The sequence below is a fragment of the Pseudomonas sp. genome (genome assembly GCF_002796985.1).
In the GTDB taxonomy this organism is placed as follows: Bacteria; Pseudomonadota; Gammaproteobacteria; order Pseudomonadales; family Pseudomonadaceae; genus Pseudomonas.
In genome coordinates, this window is the sequence record NZ_PEKX01000020.1 from 82,103 (window position 1) to 98,393 (window position 16,291).

Genomic DNA, 16,291 nt, shown 5'->3' on the forward strand with positions numbered 1-16,291 from the left:
CGCTGGATGAAAATCAGCAGACAAGCCTACGCCGACATGTTCGGCCCCACCGTCGGCGACCGCGTGCGCCTGGCCGATACCGACCTGTGGATCGAGGTGGAGAAGGATTTCACCACCTACGGCGAAGAAGTGAAATTCGGCGGCGGCAAGGTCATCCGCGACGGCATGGGCCAGAGCCAGCGGTGCGCCGCGCAGGTCGTCGACACGGTGATCACCAACGCGCTGATCCTCGACCACTGGGGCATCGTCAAGGCCGACGTCGGCCTCAAGCACGGGCGCATCGCCGCCATCGGCAAGGCCGGCAACCCGGACATCCAGCCCGGCGTGACCATCGCCCTGGGCGCCAGCACCGAAGTGATCGCCGGCGAAGGCATGATCCTCACCGCCGGCGGCATCGACACGCACATCCATTTCATCTGCCCACAGCAGATCGAAGAAGCACTGATGAGCGGGGTGACCACCATGATCGGTGGCGGCACCGGGCCGGCCACCGGCACCAACGCCACCACCTGCACCTCCGGCCCGTGGCACATGGCGCGCATGCTCCAGGCCGCCGATGCCTTCCCGATGAACATCGGCTTCACCGGCAAGGGCAACGCCAGCCTGCCGCTGCCACTGGAAGAACAGGTGCGCGCCGGCGCCATCGGCCTGAAGCTGCACGAGGACTGGGGCACGACTCCGGCAGCCATCGACAACTGCCTGTCGGTGGCCGACCGCCTCGATGTGCAGGTGGCGATCCACACCGACACCCTCAACGAATCCGGCTTCGTCGAAACCACCCTGGCCGCGTTCAAGGGCCGCACCATCCACACCTACCACACCGAGGGCGCCGGTGGCGGCCACGCGCCGGACATCATCAAGGCCTGCGGCTTCGCCAACGTGCTGCCCAGCTCGACCAACCCGGCCCGGCCGTTCACCCGCAACACCATCGACGAGCACCTGGACATGCTCATGGTCTGCCACCACCTGGACCCGAGCATCGCCGAAGACGTCGCCTTCGCCGAGTCGCGCATCCGCCGCGAAACCATCGCCGCCGAGGACATCCTTCATGACCTCGGCGCCTTCAGCATGATCAGCTCCGACAGCCAGGCCATGGGCCGCGTCGGCGAAGTCATCACGCGCACCTGGCAGACCGCCGACAAGATGAAGAAGCAGCGCGGCGCGCTGGACGGAGACGGCGCGCGCAACGACAACTTCCGCGCCAAGCGCTACATCGCCAAGTACACCATCAACCCGGCGATCACCCACGGCGTAGCCCATGAAGTGGGCAGCATCGAAGTGGGAAAACTGGCCGACCTGGTGCTCTGGCGCCCGGCCTTCTTCGGCGTGAAGCCAAGCCTGATCCTCAAGGGCGGCGCCATTGCCGCGAGCCTGATGGGCGACGCCAACGCGTCGATCCCGACGCCGCAGCCGGTGCACTACCGGCCGATGTTCGCAAGCTACGGTGGCAGCCGCCATGCCACCTGCCTGACCTTCCTCAGCCAGGCCGCGTTCGACCTTGGCGTGCACCACGAACTGGGCCTGCGCAAGGCCATCGGCGTGGTAAAGGGGTGCCGCAACGTGCAGAAGACCGACCTGATCCACAACGCCTACCTGCCGCACATCGAAGTCGATGCGCAGAACTACCAGGTGCGCGCGGATGGGCAATTGCTGTGGTGCGAACCGGCGGACGTGCTGCCGATGGCGCAGCGCTATTTCCTCTTCTGAAGAACGCCTGACCTGAAGAGCGCCCACTCCGAGGCGCGACGCATTGCCAGCTTCCGTTGTGGCGCAATGATGGCTACCCTGCGCTCCCCCTGGGAAAGGGTCCCGGGGGTTGTATCTCAGGAGAGTCATGTGAAGTTCACCCGTATCGCCGCCACCCTGCTGGCCACTGCCATCATCGCCGGCTGCACCGGCACCCCGATGAAGACCCAGACCTACAGCCCCGAGCAGTACACCGTGATCGGTCACAGCGAAGGCAAGGCCACCGGGATCATGCTGCTGGGCTTCATCCCGATCCAGCAGAACAACCGCTTCGTCCGCGCGCAGAATGCCGCGATCAAGGCCAAGGGCGGTGATGCACTGGTCAACACCCAGGTACAGGAAAAATGGTTCTGGGCCTGGGTCCTGAACGGCTACACCACCACCGTTTCCGGTGACGTGATCAAGCTGAACAAGTAAGGCCCACCGTGCTTTCTGGAGCGGCGCACAAGGCCCGGCTCCTGCACCGCGCCGCTGGCTATGCCCGCAGCTCGACCCGCACAGAAAGCACAATCGAAAACGGCGCCCCAGGGCGCCGTTTTCAGGTCAGGTGCAAGCGCTTCAGCGCAGCTGGCTGTCCTTGCTGCCACGCCGGTTGTAGCCCGCATAGGCCGCCTGCTCCTTGTCATGCTCGGTCTGGCAGTTCACGCACAGACGCACGCCGGGAATGGCCTTGCGCCGCGCTTCGGGAATCGCTGCGTCACACTCCTCGCAATGGATCAGGCTCTCGCCCTTGGGCATCTGGTTGCGCGCCCGAGCGATAGCGTCCTCGATGGTGCTGTCGATCTGTTCCTGAACCGCCCCATCGTTTGCCCAGCCGCTGGCCATGGCGACCTCCCGTGAATGATTCGCTTGTCCTGAAGATATGCAGGGCCCTGGCGGCGATTGCAAGGGCGATGGCGCGGGAGGCGACGAGTGCGTCCTGGCGCGGCTGGAGGCACGGCGAGCCAGTGGGCGCTTGCTGGGGAAGGAAAACGGGGGGATGCGACGCTGACCGGCGAACGCCTGGCGGCGCTACCCGCCGGCGCCAGCCGGGACTCCCTGCTCTCGCGCTGGAGCTACCTGCGCAAGGCGGAGAAACCCGAAGGCACTCTGTTCAATGCCCAGGTCGAATACCTGCTGGCACATCTGCCGCATAGCTGAGCGGCACAGGACAGAACAGAACAGGCGGTCCTACTCTTTGACTTCCATGTATTCGCGCGCCCAGATCTGATACTCCTCGGGCAGCGTGTACTTCTTCGCCAGCTCCGAAGCGGTCAGGTCGGAAGCATGCACGCCGCGCTGCTCGCGCAGGCAGTCATAGGTGGCCTTGATCGCGGCGAAGTAAGCGGCATGACCATCAACCACGATGCGTACGCCCAGCTCGGCCAGGCGCACGTCGTCGCGCAGTTCGGGGTTGCCATAGGACACCAGCATCAGCGGCACGGACAGGTGGCGCGAGATGACTTCCAGGTGGTCGAAGTCGCGGATGCCGACCATGCAGATACCGTCGGCGCCGGCGGCCTGGTAAGCCAGGGTGCGGCGGATCACGTCGTCCACTTCCAGCACTTCGGCGTTGGTGCGGGCGATGATCGCCATTTCCGCGTCGATGCGCGCTTCCAGCGCCGCGCGGATCTTGCCGACGCCTTCCTCGACCGGGATCAGGTCGGTGGACTTGCGGCCGAACTGCGCCGGCAGCAGGGTGTCCTCGATGGTCAGCGCGGCCACGCCGGCACGCTCCAGCTCGACGATGGTGCGCATGGTATTCAGCGCATTGCCGTAGCCGTGGTCGGCGTCGGCGATCACCGGCAGACGGGCGACGCGGCCGATGCGGGTGGCCTGCTCGACGAATTCGCTCAGGGTGATCAGCGCGAAATCTGGTGCCGCCAAAACTTGTAGTGAAGCTACAGAACCGCCCAGGATACCCACTTCGAAGCCCAGATCGCCGGCAATGCGCGCCGACATGGGATCGAACACCGACGCGGTGTGATAGCAGGCTGAAGAATTCAGTAAGGCGCGGAAATCCTTGCGCAATTCGTGGAAGGAGGCTCTGTGCATGGCGGGATCCAACTGCTTATACGGGGTGGGAAAACGGAAATCAGATAGTAGGAAACTCTTGTAGGAAAACTACAGGAACACAATGTAGCAAAACTACAAGCTACTCCCCAAGCCCTCTTTGCCACCATCGCTTCCCGACGGATACCCTGATTTTCCCAAAGCGCTCGCGTACACTGCGCGGCCGTTTTTTCTCCGGACACTGCGCACCATGTTCCCGACCACTGCGGCCCGCGCCCTGGGCATCGACTTCGGCACCTCCAACTCCACCGTCGGCTGGTGGCGCCCGGACGCCGAACCGCTGATCGCCCTGGAAGACGACAAGATCACCCTGCCCTCGGTGATCTTCTTCAACGTCGAGGAACGCCGTCCGGTGTACGGCCGCCTGGCCCTGCACGAATACCTGGAAGGCTACGAAGGCCGCCTGATGCGCTCGCTGAAAAGCCTGCTGGGCTCCTCGCTGCTGAAGAGCGAAACCACCGTGCTGGGCAGCGCCATGCCGTTCAAGGACCTGCTCGGCCTGTTCATCGGCGAGCTGAAGAAGCGTGCCGAAGGTGTCGCCGAGCGCGAGTTCGATTCCGTGGTGCTGGGCCGCCCGGTGTTCTTCGTCGACGACGACCCCAAGGCCGACCAGGAAGCCCAGGACACCCTGGTAGCCGTGGCGCACAAGCTCGGCTTCAAGGACGTCTCCTTCCAGTACGAGCCCCTCGCCGCAGCCTTCGACTACGAACGCGGCATCCAGCGTGAAGAGCTGGTGCTGATCGTCGACATCGGCGGCGGTACCTCGGACTTCTCGCTGGTGCGCCTGTCACCCGAGCGCCGCGAAGTGGCCGACCGCCAGGGCGACATCCTCGCCACTGGCGGCGTGCATATCGGCGGTACCGACTTCGACAAGCAGCTGAGCATCCAGGGCGTGATGCCGCTGTTCGGCTACGGAAGCAAGATGAAGAGCGACGCCTTCATGCCGACCAGCTACCACCTCAACCTCGCCACCTGGCACACCATCAACGCGGTGTACGCGCAGAAGTCCCAGCTGGCGCTGCAGAACATGCGCTACGACATCGTCGACGCCACCGGCATCGATCGCCTGTTCAAGCTCATCGAGCAGCGCGCCGGCCACTGGCTGGCGATGCAGGTGGAAGCGAGCAAGATCGAGCTGTCCGACAGCGAGCGCCGCGACATCGACCTGACGCGCGTCCAGCCGGGCCTGGTCGCCGAGCTGAGCCGCGAGCTGTTCGAGGGCGCCATCGGCCCGCTGCTCGAGCGCGTGCGCGGCAGCATCAGCGAGCTGCTGAACTCCGCTGACGTGGATCCGTCGCGGGTCGACAGTGTGTTCTTCACCGGTGGCTCCTCCGGCGTGCCGGCGCTGCGCCAGAGCGTGGCGGCCATGCTGCCCAACGCCCGCCACGTCGACGGCGACCGCTTCGGCGGCATCGGCAGCGGCCTGGCCATCGAAGCGATGAAGCGCTACGGCTGAGCGACCGCTCACTGACGAAGAGGCCGCCATGCGCTAGTGTGGCGGTATCCCCTTTCGTCCGGAGCCCGCCATGCGCCCCTTCCAACTGAGCAGCCTGCTACTCCTCTGCGCGGCGCTTTCCGCCTGCGGCCTGGGCGAAACCGCCGCCACCGCGGCCACCACCGCCAACCTGCAAGCCCAGCAGGCACAACAGGCGCAGCAACAGATGCAACAGATCAAGCAGCAGGTCGACGCGGCCAACGTGCAGGGCCAACAGCGCCTGGATGATGCGCTGAAGGCCAACGAGTAACCGCGGCAGCCATCACAACACACCGATTTCTTGAACGTCGACGCGCTCGGGTGGCCCAAACTTGAGCGAGTGAGTTGCTCAACCAAGGAGAACACCATGTACAAGCGATCACTGCTGGCACTCTTGGTACTGGCCTCGGTGGCGGGCTGCGCTTCCACCAAGGTGCAGAACCCGGTCAACTACATCACCTTCCGCGACCAGCCACTGGTGCGCAACGTCGAGAAGGGGATGAGCCAGGAAGAAGTCCTGAAGATCGGCGGCACGCCGTCGTCGACCCAGAAGCGCCTGATGAAGCCGGGCAGCTGCAACAGTTACATCCTCAGCAAGGACGGGCAGCAACAGCCCTTCTACGTGAGCTTCGACAGCAGCGGCAAGGTCGACGGCTCGGGCTTCATGACCTGTTCCGAGCTGGATCGCCACGAGCGCGACGAGCAGCCGTGACGGCCCTCCAGTCGTGACGACAAAGCCCTCGCCCGCCGGCGGGGGCTTTCTCATTCGGCGCCACGCCACCGGCCTGCGCCGGGGTTGATCCCGGCGGGCGCGAGCGGTCTATCATCCCAGCAGCCACCTCAGGAGCCGACCATGAAATACCGCATCATCGAACTGCCCGCCTTCCACGTGGTGGGCATGGACTACCGCGGCAGCGCGCCGGGCGACAGCATCGGCCAACTGTGGCAGCGCTTCCTGCCGCGCGAGCAGGAAATCGCAGCCAGCGCCAAGGACAAGACCGCCTATGGCGTCTGCACGCAGCTGCCAGCCGGTGAGTTCCACTACATCGCCGGCCTGCCGGTGGATGCCGGCGCTGCCGTGCCCGAAGGCATGCTGAGTTTCGAGGTGCCCGCGCAGAAGTACGCGGTGTTCACCCACATCGGCCCGGTCACCGCCATCGCCGACAGCTTCCAGGCCATCTATTCCAGCCTGCTGGCCCGGTATGGTCTGGAGCCGAAGAAAGGCGTGGACCTGGAGCGCTACACCGAGCGCTTCCTCGGCCCGCAGGACCCGGCGTCGGAAACCGATCTGTACGTGCCGATCTATTGATCAGCCGGTAGGGCGCATAACGCCTAAGGCGTTATCCGCCTTACGCACTACACGAGCTGGAGGCGATTGCGGCGTTTGATTGAAGGGTGTCGCCTTTCACACAAGCGTCAGGAGAAACACGTCGTAGGATGGCGTGGAGCGAAGCGATACCCATCGATTCCGTGCACCGACAGCATGGGTATCGCTGCGCTCCACCACATCCTACGTTGGAGGCCCGTCGGCGAGACCGGCGCTGGGGTAGACATAGAATCTCCTACAGACTCACCCACCTTTTACTTGCGCTTGCCCGGCACCGGCGCCTTCGACGGCTGCTTCATCTGCTCCAACAGGGCGGCACACTGGTTATCGTCCTGCTTGCTCGGGGCGATCAGCGCCAGCAGCGCCGCCGCCGGGGCCACTGCCACGCCGAGAGCGACCATCCCCGCACCGCGCGCCGCCAGCGGCAGCACATGCACACCAGCCTTGGGATTCTTGAAGGTGCCCTGCACATAGAGCGGCGAGCGCAGGGAGAAGATGCGCACGCCCTTGCTCTGCGGAGTGATGTCCAGGTCCAGCTGCTCGGTGGCGAAGTTGGCCGTGCCGTCCACCGTGATGATCGCGTTCTCGGTATCGAAGGCGAACACCCGCGGCTTGGCCAGACCGTTGGCGATGCCCACATCGGCGGCAGCGCAGTTGATCTTCACCTCGTCATCGCCGAACAGCTTGTTCACTACATAGTTGCCCACGTTGAGCCCGGCGATCTCCATCAGGCTGCGGCTGATGCGGCCGTCGTTGATCAGCAGCTTCATCTCGCCGTTGGCGCCAGCCAGTATGGTCGCCACCGAATTGCCGGTGCCGGTGATGGCCGCGTCACCGTTCAATTCACCGAAGCTGGACTGCATCGGCGCGAAGCTGGGGAACAGCTCCTTGAGCTTGAAGCGGCGAGCCTGCATTTGGACCTTGCTCTGCAGCGGCGTCTTGCCGCCATCCAGGCGGATGTGCGACTCCAGCGTGCCGCCCGCCACGCCGAAGCGCAGCGGCTCCAGCGTCAGCAGGCCGTCGCTGAGCACCAGGTGGGTATAGAGGTCACTGATCGGCAGCTTGTCGCTGTGCACGATGCGCTTGCCGGTGAACTCCACGTCGGCGTCCATTGCGCGCCAGCGGTCGGTGCGGAACGTCTCCACCGGCAGCACCTTGTCTGCCGGCTGACGGGTGCTCTGGCCACGCGCCTGCTTCTCCTGGTTGGAGTCGGCGCCGATCAGCGGGCCGAGGTCGGCCATGCGCAGCTGCTCCGAGCGCAGCTTGCCGGAGAGTTTGGGGCGCGGCTGGCGATTGACGAAGACCAGGTCGCCATGCAGATCGCTGTCACCGACCTTGCCGTTGAAGTTCTCGTAGTGGAACTGCGCGCCCGCCGGATCGTGCAGCTCGGCCTTGAGGCGGCCATCGGTCTCGTAGGCCGGGGTATCGGGCAGGGTGACGCCAGTGAGCGGGAAGAGATTGGCCATGCTGGTGCCGGCCAGCTTCAGGCGCAGGTCCAGCGCGCCGAGGTTCAGCGGGTCGGTCAGCGTACCGACGATGCTCGCGCGAGTGCTGCCGGCGGAAACGTCGGCCTGCACCGGGAAGGGCTTGGCGGCGTCCTGCAGGGCGAGCATGCCACCGACCTTGCCCGAGCCATTGAGCGGCAGGCCCTTGTACTGGCCCTTGAGCTTCCAGCCGAACACGTAGTCCTGGGTCTCGGCCTTGTCGCCACCGGCCAGCGCCTTGCCCGCCAGTTGGCCGAAGGGCACCGGCTTGCCGAGCGGGTCCACCAGCAGCTCCAGGCGGGTCTTCAGGCGCTGGTCATTGAGGGTGACGCTGCCCTTGTCGAAGCCGATCTCGCCGATATCCAGCTTCCATGACGACTGCTCGGGCGGGGCGCCGGGGTCTTCCTCCTTCTTAGGCAGCTCGAAGGTCCAGGTCGCACGCCCATCCGCGAGTCGCAGCAAATCGGCGCTGGGGCGGGTGAGGACGATCTGCGGGATGTTCACGGTCTGCCACAGCAGCGGCAGCGGCGCGAGGCGGAACTCGACCTTCTCCAGGCTCGCGAACAGGTTCCTGCTTGAGAGTGGCGAGCGCGTCTTGCCGGCCGCCCACTCGGGGTTGCCCAGGGTGATATCGGCGGCGCTGAAGTGCGGCCACGGCACATAGGCGCGCCAGCCGCCTTCCTCGGGCTCGGTACGCCAGAACACTTGCAAGTCGCCGTTGATGGCGAAGGGGCGCCCCAGTTCGGCCGAGACCTTTTCGTTGATCGTCGGCTTCACCCGGTTCCAGTCGAAGGTGGCGATGAACACCACCACTGCGGCGATCACCACGATGAAACCGGTAAAGCTCCAGAGGCAGATTCTTTTCCCGCGCGTCATACCTGAACTCCCTGCTGGCCGCGTCGGTGGCAGCAGCGACGTCCCCACGCCGCTGCCGGTATTCATCGGCCGCCTGAGCATGCCGGGCCGGCATTCTCCCTTGGCCTGATGAGTTGGACCAGCATAGTGGGTGATGGCTCCCGCAATCTGCACCACGCCGGTGTCATGGCCGACAGGCTCCAGGACCTGGAGTCCTCCCTCCCCATGGCCTTCCTCGATACCCGGCCCCGGCCGGACATCGCGTCCCCAGCCTCTGCCGCTATGCGTTAAACCTCGCCCCAGAGCCTCCGCGCCGCACTTGAGCCACAAACATATCGATTAATAAGATACTACCAATCACGCCGATAACGCTCATCGAAGGCATTGATAGAAGTCAATTTACATAAATAAATATATGATTTTAAAAGAACTATTCAACAATCATCGGCATCGATAGCGACTATCTCCCAGCATCGTTTTTCAATCGATAATCCAGAACAGATACTGAGTCCGTGTCCAACGAACTCCCCACTCTTTCTGGAGCCGCATCATGAAACGCACCCTCGTACTTGGCTTTGCCCTCTCCGTACTTGCTGCCAATGCCACTTTCGCCGGCTCCCTGCAGGATTCCCCGGTCATCAACGCCAGCCAGAATCAGGTGCTGGTCCAGGACGGCGCCGAACGCACCCTGGATCAACAGCGCAAACAACTGGACGCCGCCAAGGCCCGTATCGCCGAGAACGGCTCCAGCCAATCGGTTGATCGCCTGATTCAGAAAATGAACGTGGCCGAGAACGGTTCGAGCAAAACCATCGACCGCCTGCACAGCGAGATGAGCGTTGCCGAAAATGGCTCCAGCCAGACTGTCGACCGCCTGCACAAGCAACTGGGCGTGGCTGAAAACGGTTCGAGCAAGACCATCGACCGCCTGCACAGCGAGATGAGCGTTGCCGAAAACGGCTCCAGCCAGACTGTCGACCGCCTGCACAAGCAACTGGGCGTGGCTGAAAACGGTTCAAGCAAGAGCATCGACCGTCTGCACGAAGAGATGAACGTGGCCGAGAACGGTTCCGAGCACACCGTCGACCAGCTGCACTCGCTCAGCAACAGGGTCGCCGAGTCCGGTGGCGACACCGTCTTCGACGCCCACCTGAAGGCGTAACGCGCAAGGCAGTACACCGCAAGGTGAGAGAAAAGCCCGGCCCCGCCGGGCTTTCTTATCGCCGGAAATCCGCAAAACCCCGCCATCGATAACAGGCCAGCCGTGATTTGTAACGGCGTCTTGCCTGAAACCTCCTGAAACACGCCTTGAACGGCCGCCCTAGAGCGGTTTTCGTCGTTACATCATTGACGGCGATAGTAGACATTAGCCGGCTAAATAATCGACAACACTGATGCTCTGTATTACCCAGCATCGTTTTTAAATCGATTTATCCGAAGGGAAAATAGACCCGCAGCCAAAACAAACCGCCCCCCTTTCGGAGCCACACAACATGAAACGCCAGATCGCCCTCAGCCTTGCACTCACTTCCCTGATGACCGCCAGCGCCGCCTTCGCCGCACCGGCCATCCTCAACAACGGCCCGCGCGCCACCCAGCAGCACGAACATCAACTGCAGCAGAAGAGCGCTGAAGCCCGTGTTGCCGAAAATGGCTCCGACCGCACCATCGACCGCCTGCACAAGCAGATGGGTGACGCCCGCGTCGCCGACAACGGCTCCGAGCGCACCATCGACCGTCTGCACAAGCAAATGGGTGACGCCCGCGTTGCCGACAACGGTTCCGAGCGCACCATCGACCGCCTGCACAAGCAGATGGAAGACGTCCGCGTAGCCGAGAACGGCTCCGAGCACACCATCGACAAGCTGCACAGCAACATGGTCGCCGAGTCCGGTGGTGACACCGTGTTCGATGCCCACCTGAAGCGTATTTCCTGATCCAAGCGAAATACGCCGCTCAGGCGAAAGAAAAGCCCGGCATTTGCCGGGCTTTCTCATGTCTGCGGGAAGCTGATCGCGCTTAACTCCTGGGCTCGCCTTGATCGGGCTCGCCATCGGAGCGGCCGATGGTCGCCGGCGCTTCCACCACCAGTTCTTCCGGTACTTCGTCCACACGCGGGTCGAGCGCCGCGGCCATCGGGCTGACGGTGTCGGGCATCGCCACGTGATGCAACGGCGCCTCGTCGACGCGGTGCACGCCGGTAACGCGCTTGGGTTGCACCCAGAAGATCAGGATCAGCGCATAGGCCGACACCAGCACGTAGAACATGCCCGGGCCGAAGTGGCGCATCATCGCGCCGGCGAACAGCGGGCCGATACAGGCGCCGACACCGTAGGTGGTCAGCAGCATCGCCGACAGCGCCACGCGGCGCGATTGCTCGACGTGGTCATTGGCCAGCGCCACCGACAGCGGGTACAGGGTGAACAGCAACATGCCGGTAACGAAACCGTTCAGCAGCAACAGCGTGTACGGCAGTTCGATGAAACCCCACATCGGCACGGCGGCAATGCACAGCAGCAACGCGTTGCCACGGATCAGCCAACTGCGATTCACCCGGTCCGACAACCAGCCCAGCGGCCACTGCGCGCAGAAGCCGGCGACGATGCACATACCGACGAAGAGGCTCGACTGCGCGGTGTCCAGGCCATTGCGCGCCGCGTACACCGGGGCCAGGCCGTAGAACGCACCGACCATCAGGCCAGCGACGAAGATGGTGCCCAGCGACTGCGGCACGCGCTTCCAGAAGAAGCCGATCTCCAGCGGCGCCGCCACCAGCTTGGCCGGGTGGACGCGACGGGTCAGTGCCAGCGGGATCAGGCAGGACGAGAAGCAGATGGCAACCAGCAGCAGCGGCTTGTAATCCAGCGCCGGGCTCAGCGCCAGCAGGCCCTGGCCGACCACCAGGCCGGCATCCACCGCCACCATGTAGCCGGCGAACACCTTGCCGCGCTGGTGCCCTTCGGCCTGCTCGTTGAGCCAGCTCTCGATCACCATGTACTGGTTCATCATCACCGCGCCCATCACGAAGCGCAGTACCACCCAGACCTCCAGCTGCGAGACCAGCGCGTGGATCAGCACGATCACCGTCGCCATGCCGGCACAGGCCACGTAGGAGCGGATGTGGCCGAAGCCGGCGATCAGCTTGTGGCCGAACTTGCCGCCGCAGACCAGGCCGAAGTAGTACGCCGCCATCAGGCCGCCGACCCAGAGGTCGCTGACGCCTTCCTGGGTCAGGCGCAGGCCCATGTAGGTGGTGAACAGGCCGGAGCCGGCGAGCATCAGCAGCGTGGCGGTATAGAGCGCGGGAAACGTGACGAGCGGGCTGAACATGGCGAGTCCGGCAGGCAGATGAGGAAGGAGGGTGTTACGGCAAGGTTAGCCGTCCGCACATCGGACAGCGGTCGCGCGGCAAAGATCACATGGTTTGCGGCAGGTGCGCATTATGGCCGTCGGCCCGCGCGCCGGCTATCGGACGCGCGCCCGCCGGCAAATCGATGAAACCCGAGGCCCGTCGGCGCCTCCAATGCAGTATGTGACCGGAGAATTGTCATGCTGCCCGAGCTGAAACCCTTCCTGCTCTACTGCACGCTGATCAACTACGTCGTCCTGCTGGTCTGGTTCGCCGCCTTCACCCTCGCCCACGGCTTCGTCTACCGCCTGCATTCGCGCTGGTTCGCCCTGTCGGTTGAGCAGTTCGACGCGATTCATTACGGCGGCATGGCCGTCTACAAGATCGGCGTGCTGTTGTTCAACCTGGTGCCACTGCTGGCGCTTTGCATGCTTTCCTGAATCGATGCGCCACTGGTGCGACATCATGACCGCCGATCGGAAAGCAACTTGTTGAAATTTATTGGAAATACTCGGGTCGTAGGGTGCGTGCAGTTTTCAGGAGAACACCCACATGAACCACGCAACCCGCAGCCTGCGAAAGACCCTTGATGCCGTCGCCGCCAACAACGAAGCCACGGCCCTGGAAGTCATGCGGGCGGTCGAACAGGTCCAGGATGACCTGCTCCGACAGAAGCTGCTCAAGTCCATCCACCACCTCAACCAGGACGCCGCCGAGCTGCGCGCCCTGCGTGAGGAGATCGCCTCGCCGATGACCCGCCGCGCCTGATTCGCCTCAGGCGATCGCCGGCTGTGTCGGCCGGCGATGGATCCAGATGCGCTTGAGCACCGTGGCGAACTGCGCCGACAGGCGGCCGCTGTTGTAGGTCTGGCCGTAGCGCGTGGCAATCGCCTGCACGTCCTTCGACAGTTGCGCATAGCGGCGCGCCGGCAGGTCCGGATAGAGGTGGTGCTCGATCTGGTGGCTGAGGTTGCCGGTGAGGATGTGGAACAGCGGGCCACCTTCCAGGTTGCTCGACCCGCGCAGCTGGCGCAGGTACCAGTGGCCGCGCGTCTCGCCCTGCACCACCTCGGGCGGGAATACCGCCGCCTTCTCGGTGAAGTGGCCGCAGAAGATCACGGTAAAGGTCCACAGGTTGCGCATCAGGTTGGCGATGACGTTGCCCAGCAGTACCGCGCCGAATGCACCGGTGAACAGGCCGAGCAGCGGGAACACCAGGTAGTCCTTCAGCCACTGGCGCCCGACCTTGGCGTTGAACTGGCGCAGCAGCGGGCGCAGTTCTTCCTTGCTCATCCGGCCCTTCAGGTACTTGTCCAGGCGCAGGTGCTGCACGGCCACCGCGTACTGGAACAGCAGCGCCTGGATCGTCACCCACAACGGCTGCCAGCGGTAGAAGGGCTTCCACTTCTGCTCGGGGAACAGCCGCACCACGCCATAGCCCACGTCATCGTCCATGCCCAGCACGTTGGTGTAGGTGTGGTGCACATGGTTGTGCGTGTGCCGCCAGAAGTCCGCGGGGCCGACGATGTCCCACTCGTAGCTGCGCCCGGAGAATTCCGGGTCGTTCATCCAGTCGTACTGGCCATGCATGACGTTATGGCCCAGCTCCATGTTCTCCAGGATCTTGCCCAGCCCAAGCAGGAAGGTGCCCAGCAGCCAGGTCGGCGGGAACCAGCCGGCCATCAGCAGCACGCGGCCGCTCCAGCAGCAGAAGCGCACCGCCGCGCGGATACGGCGGATGTAGCGGGCGTCTTTCTCGCCCAGGTCATGCAGGGTGCGCTGGCGCAGAGCGTCCAGTTCGGCACCGAAGGCCGCCAGTTCGGCGGCGCTGAGGTCGCGATCTTCGCGCATGGACATTCTCCTGAAGATCAGAGATCGACGGTCAGGTCGCCCTGGGGCGCGCTGACGCAGATGCGGATGGGCTGGCCCGGCTCGCTGAACAGCTCGCCGCTGCGCAGGTCGCGCACGCAGCCACTGACCAGCGTGCAAGTGCAACGGGTGCAAACGCCCTGGCGACAACCGTGCACCGGGCGCAGGCCATGGGATTCGGCCTGCTCCAGCAGGCTGCGGCGGCTATCGCCCGTCACCTGCAGCGCGCTGCGGGCGAAGCTGAGGTTCACCGTTGTGGCCGGCGCGCTGCCGTCCCAGGCTGGCGGACTGAAGCTTTCCACCTGCAGGCTGCGGCTGCTCGCGCCCAGCGCCTGGCGCACGGTTTCGACGAAGCCACCGGGACCACAGGCCAGCACGTGGCGGCCATCCAGGTCGGCCACATGATCGAGCTGGAAGCGCCCGGACAACTCACCATCCAGCGCCGCATCACCGCTCAGCGCCCAGCGCAGTTCGAGATTCGGGTATTGCCGCGCCAGCGCTTCGAGGCCGACGACGAAAGCCTTCTGGCCGCGCTCGCGGACGTAATGCAGCAGCGTCACCGGGCCGCTGTAGCCGCGCGCCAGCGCCTCGCGCAGCAGGCCGAGCAAGGGCGTCAGGCCACTGCCGGCGGCGAGCAGCAGTACGCCCTGGTCGTCAGTCGGCCAGCTCAGGTCGCCGTCGGGCTGGCCCAGCTCCAGCACTTCGCCGACGCACAGTTGCTGCAGCAGGAAGGAGGAAATTCGCCCGCCCGGCTGCAGCTTCACGGCGAACTCCAGGCAGCCATCCTCGGCAATGCGAGTCAGGCTGTAGCTGCGGCTATGGCGCACGCCGTCGCGCTCGACGAACAGTTGCAGGTGCTGGCCGGGCCGCGCGCCACGCCAGTGCGCATTGGGGCGCAGGCGCAGTTCGAGCATGTCGTCCGCCACCCACTGCCGCGCCTCGACCCGCGCGAACACGCGCCGCAGCGACCAGCCACGGTTGCAGGCACGCAGCACGGCATCGACATCCGACTCGCGCAGCCACTGGCCGCGCACCAGGGCGCGAAGCGGTGACAACAGCGGCGAGAGGAAGCGCAGGCCGGCAAAGGGAAGCAGAGACATGGACGAACACCAAACAGTAAACACGTGTTCACTTAAAATCTCACGAGCAAGACTTTTCAGTCAACATGTGTTCACTGTATTGCTTCGGAACTTCCCCGGTGCCGACCGGCATTTGTTAGAGTGCCTGCGCCTTTGCCCTTGCCTTCGCCCTGGATCGCATCGCCGTATGTCCACTCCCCGCGCCGAACAGAAACAACAGACTCGCCTGGCCCTGATGGATGCCGCGCGAAGCCTGATGGACAGCGGCCGTGGCTTCGGCAGCCTGAGCCTGCGCGAAGTGGCGAAGACCGCCGGCATCGTCCCGGCGGGCTTCTACCGGCACTTCACCGACATGGACCAACTGGGCCTGGCGCTGGTCGCCGACGTCGACGAGACCTTCCGCCAGACCCTGCGCGTGGTGCGCCGCAACGAGTTCGAGCTGGGCGGCGTGATCGAGGCCTCGGTGCGCATCTTCCTCGATGCCGTCACCGCCAACCGCACCCAGTTCCTCTTCCTCGCCCGCGAGCAATACGGCGGCTCGCACCCGATCCGCCAGGCCGTGGGCGCGCTGCGCCAGCGCATCACCGACGACCTCGCCGCCGACCTTGCGCTGCTCAACAAGCTGCCGCATCTCAACATCCAGGACCTGGACGTGATCGCCGACCTGGTGGTGAAGACAGTGTTCGCCACCCTGCCCGAACTGATCGACGCACCAGCCGATACGCTGCCGACCCACCTCTCGCCCGAGGCCAAGGTCACCCAGCAGTTGCGCTTCATCATGATCGGCGCCAAGCACTGGAGCGGGATCGGCTCGCGGCCCTGACGACTTCCCACGAAACGTAGGGCGCATAACGCCCCAGGCGTTATGCGCCGAAATGGCGGATAACCCGTTCCGGTTTATGCGCCCTACGCACTGAGCCGCGTGTATGCAGGCTGACGTAGGAGCGGACTCTGTCCGCGATCGATTCGCCCCCGCTCCGACCGAACATTCGGTGCCATGCCACCCCATCGCGGACAAAGTCCGCTCCTACGATTCAACTTCGCCCCGCCTTGGTG

Annotated in this window: 18 protein-coding genes; 12 read left to right on the forward strand and 6 right to left on the reverse strand. The window is 64.6% G+C overall.

The window, feature by feature from the left end; genetic code table 11:
* Nucleotides 1–6: 6 nt before the first annotated feature.
* On the forward strand, nucleotides 7–1,707 hold the full coding sequence (gene ureC, locus CTR55_RS22760) for an urease subunit alpha (protein ID WP_296289602.1): 1,701 nt from the start codon (nucleotides 7–9) through the stop codon (nucleotides 1,705–1,707).
* A 129-nt stretch (nucleotides 1,708–1,836) separates the two neighbouring features.
* The gene (locus CTR55_RS22765; protein ID WP_296289603.1) at nucleotides 1,837–2,163 is read left to right on the forward strand and encodes a hypothetical protein; all 327 of its coding nucleotides are present in this window, start codon (nucleotides 1,837–1,839) and stop codon (nucleotides 2,161–2,163) included.
* A gap of 141 nt (nucleotides 2,164–2,304) precedes the next feature.
* Here CTR55_RS22765 and CTR55_RS22770 read toward each other — a convergent pair whose 3' ends face one another.
* Nucleotides 2,305–2,571, reverse strand: a complete 267-nt coding sequence (locus CTR55_RS22770) for a DksA/TraR family C4-type zinc finger protein (protein WP_296289606.1) — start codon at nucleotides 2,569–2,571, stop codon at nucleotides 2,305–2,307.
* 87 nt (nucleotides 2,572–2,658) lie between these two features.
* Between CTR55_RS22770 and CTR55_RS22775 the strand changes: the two genes are divergently transcribed.
* A complete protein-coding gene (locus CTR55_RS22775; protein ID WP_296289609.1) occupies nucleotides 2,659–2,886 on the forward strand; it encodes a hypothetical protein in 228 nt (75 codons plus the stop codon).
* Between the two features lie 30 nt (nucleotides 2,887–2,916).
* On the opposite strand, the gene CTR55_RS22780 is transcribed toward CTR55_RS22775, so the two are convergent.
* Entirely contained in the window at nucleotides 2,917–3,780 is an 864-nt protein-coding gene (locus CTR55_RS22780; RefSeq protein WP_296289611.1) for an oxaloacetate decarboxylase, read from the reverse strand.
* Nucleotides 3,781–3,988: 208 nt separating this feature from the next.
* Between CTR55_RS22780 and CTR55_RS22785 the strand changes: the two genes are divergently transcribed.
* The 4 genes from CTR55_RS22785 (at nucleotide 3,989) to CTR55_RS22800 (ending at nucleotide 6,581) form a co-directional block, all read left to right on the forward strand.
* Nucleotides 3,989–5,254: an Hsp70 family protein gene (locus CTR55_RS22785; RefSeq protein WP_296289613.1), complete on the forward strand. Its 1,266-nt coding sequence runs from the start codon at nucleotides 3,989–3,991 to the stop codon at nucleotides 5,252–5,254.
* 70 nt (nucleotides 5,255–5,324) lie between these two features.
* Nucleotides 5,325–5,543: a hypothetical protein gene (locus CTR55_RS22790; RefSeq protein ID WP_296289615.1), complete on the forward strand. Its 219-nt coding sequence runs from the start codon at nucleotides 5,325–5,327 to the stop codon at nucleotides 5,541–5,543.
* Nucleotides 5,544–5,639: 96 nt separating this feature from the next.
* Nucleotides 5,640–5,984, forward strand: a complete 345-nt coding sequence (osmE, locus tag CTR55_RS22795; protein ID WP_296289616.1) for an osmotically-inducible lipoprotein OsmE — start codon at nucleotides 5,640–5,642, stop codon at nucleotides 5,982–5,984.
* Nucleotides 5,985–6,125: 141 nt separating this feature from the next.
* Complete coding sequence (locus CTR55_RS22800; RefSeq protein WP_296289617.1) at nucleotides 6,126–6,581, forward strand: GyrI-like domain-containing protein; 456 nt, start codon at nucleotides 6,126–6,128, stop codon at nucleotides 6,579–6,581.
* Between the two features lie 272 nt (nucleotides 6,582–6,853).
* Here CTR55_RS22800 and CTR55_RS22805 read toward each other — a convergent pair whose 3' ends face one another.
* The gene (locus CTR55_RS22805) at nucleotides 6,854–8,959 is read right to left on the reverse strand and encodes an AsmA family protein (RefSeq protein ID WP_296289618.1); all 2,106 of its coding nucleotides are present in this window, start codon (nucleotides 8,957–8,959) and stop codon (nucleotides 6,854–6,856) included.
* 529 nt (nucleotides 8,960–9,488) lie between these two features.
* Here CTR55_RS22805 and CTR55_RS22810 point away from each other — a divergent pair.
* Both CTR55_RS22810 and CTR55_RS22815 read left to right on the forward strand, forming a co-directional pair.
* On the forward strand, nucleotides 9,489–10,100 hold the full coding sequence (locus tag CTR55_RS22810) for a hypothetical protein (RefSeq protein WP_296289620.1): 612 nt from the start codon (nucleotides 9,489–9,491) through the stop codon (nucleotides 10,098–10,100).
* A 331-nt stretch (nucleotides 10,101–10,431) separates the two neighbouring features.
* Nucleotides 10,432–10,875 (forward strand): phage infection protein, encoded by a 444-nt coding sequence (locus tag CTR55_RS22815; RefSeq protein ID WP_296289621.1) that lies wholly within the window; start codon nucleotides 10,432–10,434, stop codon nucleotides 10,873–10,875.
* Nucleotides 10,876–10,957: 82 nt separating this feature from the next.
* Here the strand turns inward: CTR55_RS22815 and CTR55_RS22820 are convergent, their stop codons facing one another.
* On the reverse strand, nucleotides 10,958–12,268 hold the full coding sequence (locus tag CTR55_RS22820; RefSeq protein ID WP_296289622.1) for an MFS transporter: 1,311 nt from the start codon (nucleotides 12,266–12,268) through the stop codon (nucleotides 10,958–10,960).
* A gap of 219 nt (nucleotides 12,269–12,487) precedes the next feature.
* On the opposite strand from CTR55_RS22820, the gene CTR55_RS22825 reads away from it, so the two are divergent.
* Entirely contained in the window at nucleotides 12,488–12,727 is a 240-nt protein-coding gene (locus tag CTR55_RS22825; RefSeq protein ID WP_296289624.1) for a DUF6868 family protein, read from the forward strand.
* Between the two features lie 112 nt (nucleotides 12,728–12,839).
* Nucleotides 12,840–13,055 (forward strand): hypothetical protein, encoded by a 216-nt coding sequence (locus tag CTR55_RS22830; RefSeq protein ID WP_296289626.1) that lies wholly within the window; start codon nucleotides 12,840–12,842, stop codon nucleotides 13,053–13,055.
* A gap of 6 nt (nucleotides 13,056–13,061) precedes the next feature.
* Here the strand turns inward: CTR55_RS22830 and CTR55_RS22835 are convergent, their stop codons facing one another.
* Together CTR55_RS22835 and CTR55_RS22840 are read right to left on the reverse strand one after the other, a co-directional pair.
* A complete protein-coding gene (locus tag CTR55_RS22835; RefSeq protein WP_296289628.1) occupies nucleotides 13,062–14,144 on the reverse strand; it encodes a fatty acid desaturase in 1,083 nt (360 codons plus the stop codon).
* Nucleotides 14,145–14,155: 11 nt separating this feature from the next.
* Entirely contained in the window at nucleotides 14,156–15,256 is a 1,101-nt protein-coding gene (locus tag CTR55_RS22840; protein ID WP_296289629.1) for a ferredoxin reductase, read from the reverse strand.
* 166 nt (nucleotides 15,257–15,422) lie between these two features.
* Between CTR55_RS22840 and CTR55_RS22845 the strand changes: the two genes are divergently transcribed.
* Nucleotides 15,423–16,058 (forward strand): TetR family transcriptional regulator, encoded by a 636-nt coding sequence (locus CTR55_RS22845; RefSeq protein ID WP_296289631.1) that lies wholly within the window; start codon nucleotides 15,423–15,425, stop codon nucleotides 16,056–16,058.
* Nucleotides 16,059–16,291 lie beyond the last annotated feature (233 nt).

Coding starts and splice junctions, on each gene's coding strand:
- ureC (WP_296289602.1), top strand. CDS start 7: ATGAAAATCAGCAGACAAGCCTACGCCGACATGTTCGGCCCCACCGTC.
- CTR55_RS22770 (WP_296289606.1), bottom strand. CDS start 2,571: ATGGCCAGCGGCTGGGCAAACGATGGGGCGGTTCAGGAACAGATCGAC.
- CTR55_RS22780 (WP_296289611.1), bottom strand. CDS start 3,780: ATGCACAGAGCCTCCTTCCACGAATTGCGCAAGGATTTCCGCGCCTTA.
- CTR55_RS22785 (WP_296289613.1), top strand. CDS start 3,989: ATGTTCCCGACCACTGCGGCCCGCGCCCTGGGCATCGACTTCGGCACC.
- CTR55_RS22790 (WP_296289615.1), top strand. CDS start 5,325: ATGCGCCCCTTCCAACTGAGCAGCCTGCTACTCCTCTGCGCGGCGCTT.
- osmE (WP_296289616.1), top strand. CDS start 5,640: ATGTACAAGCGATCACTGCTGGCACTCTTGGTACTGGCCTCGGTGGCG.
- CTR55_RS22800 (WP_296289617.1), top strand. CDS start 6,126: ATGAAATACCGCATCATCGAACTGCCCGCCTTCCACGTGGTGGGCATG.
- CTR55_RS22805 (WP_296289618.1), bottom strand. CDS start 8,959: ATGACGCGCGGGAAAAGAATCTGCCTCTGGAGCTTTACCGGTTTCATC.
- CTR55_RS22810 (WP_296289620.1), top strand. CDS start 9,489: ATGAAACGCACCCTCGTACTTGGCTTTGCCCTCTCCGTACTTGCTGCC.
- CTR55_RS22815 (WP_296289621.1), top strand. CDS start 10,432: ATGAAACGCCAGATCGCCCTCAGCCTTGCACTCACTTCCCTGATGACC.
- CTR55_RS22820 (WP_296289622.1), bottom strand. CDS start 12,268: ATGTTCAGCCCGCTCGTCACGTTTCCCGCGCTCTATACCGCCACGCTG.
- CTR55_RS22825 (WP_296289624.1), top strand. CDS start 12,488: ATGCTGCCCGAGCTGAAACCCTTCCTGCTCTACTGCACGCTGATCAAC.
- CTR55_RS22830 (WP_296289626.1), top strand. CDS start 12,840: ATGAACCACGCAACCCGCAGCCTGCGAAAGACCCTTGATGCCGTCGCC.
- CTR55_RS22835 (WP_296289628.1), bottom strand. CDS start 14,144: ATGTCCATGCGCGAAGATCGCGACCTCAGCGCCGCCGAACTGGCGGCC.
- CTR55_RS22840 (WP_296289629.1), bottom strand. CDS start 15,256: ATGTCTCTGCTTCCCTTTGCCGGCCTGCGCTTCCTCTCGCCGCTGTTG.
- CTR55_RS22845 (WP_296289631.1), top strand. CDS start 15,423: ATGTCCACTCCCCGCGCCGAACAGAAACAACAGACTCGCCTGGCCCTG.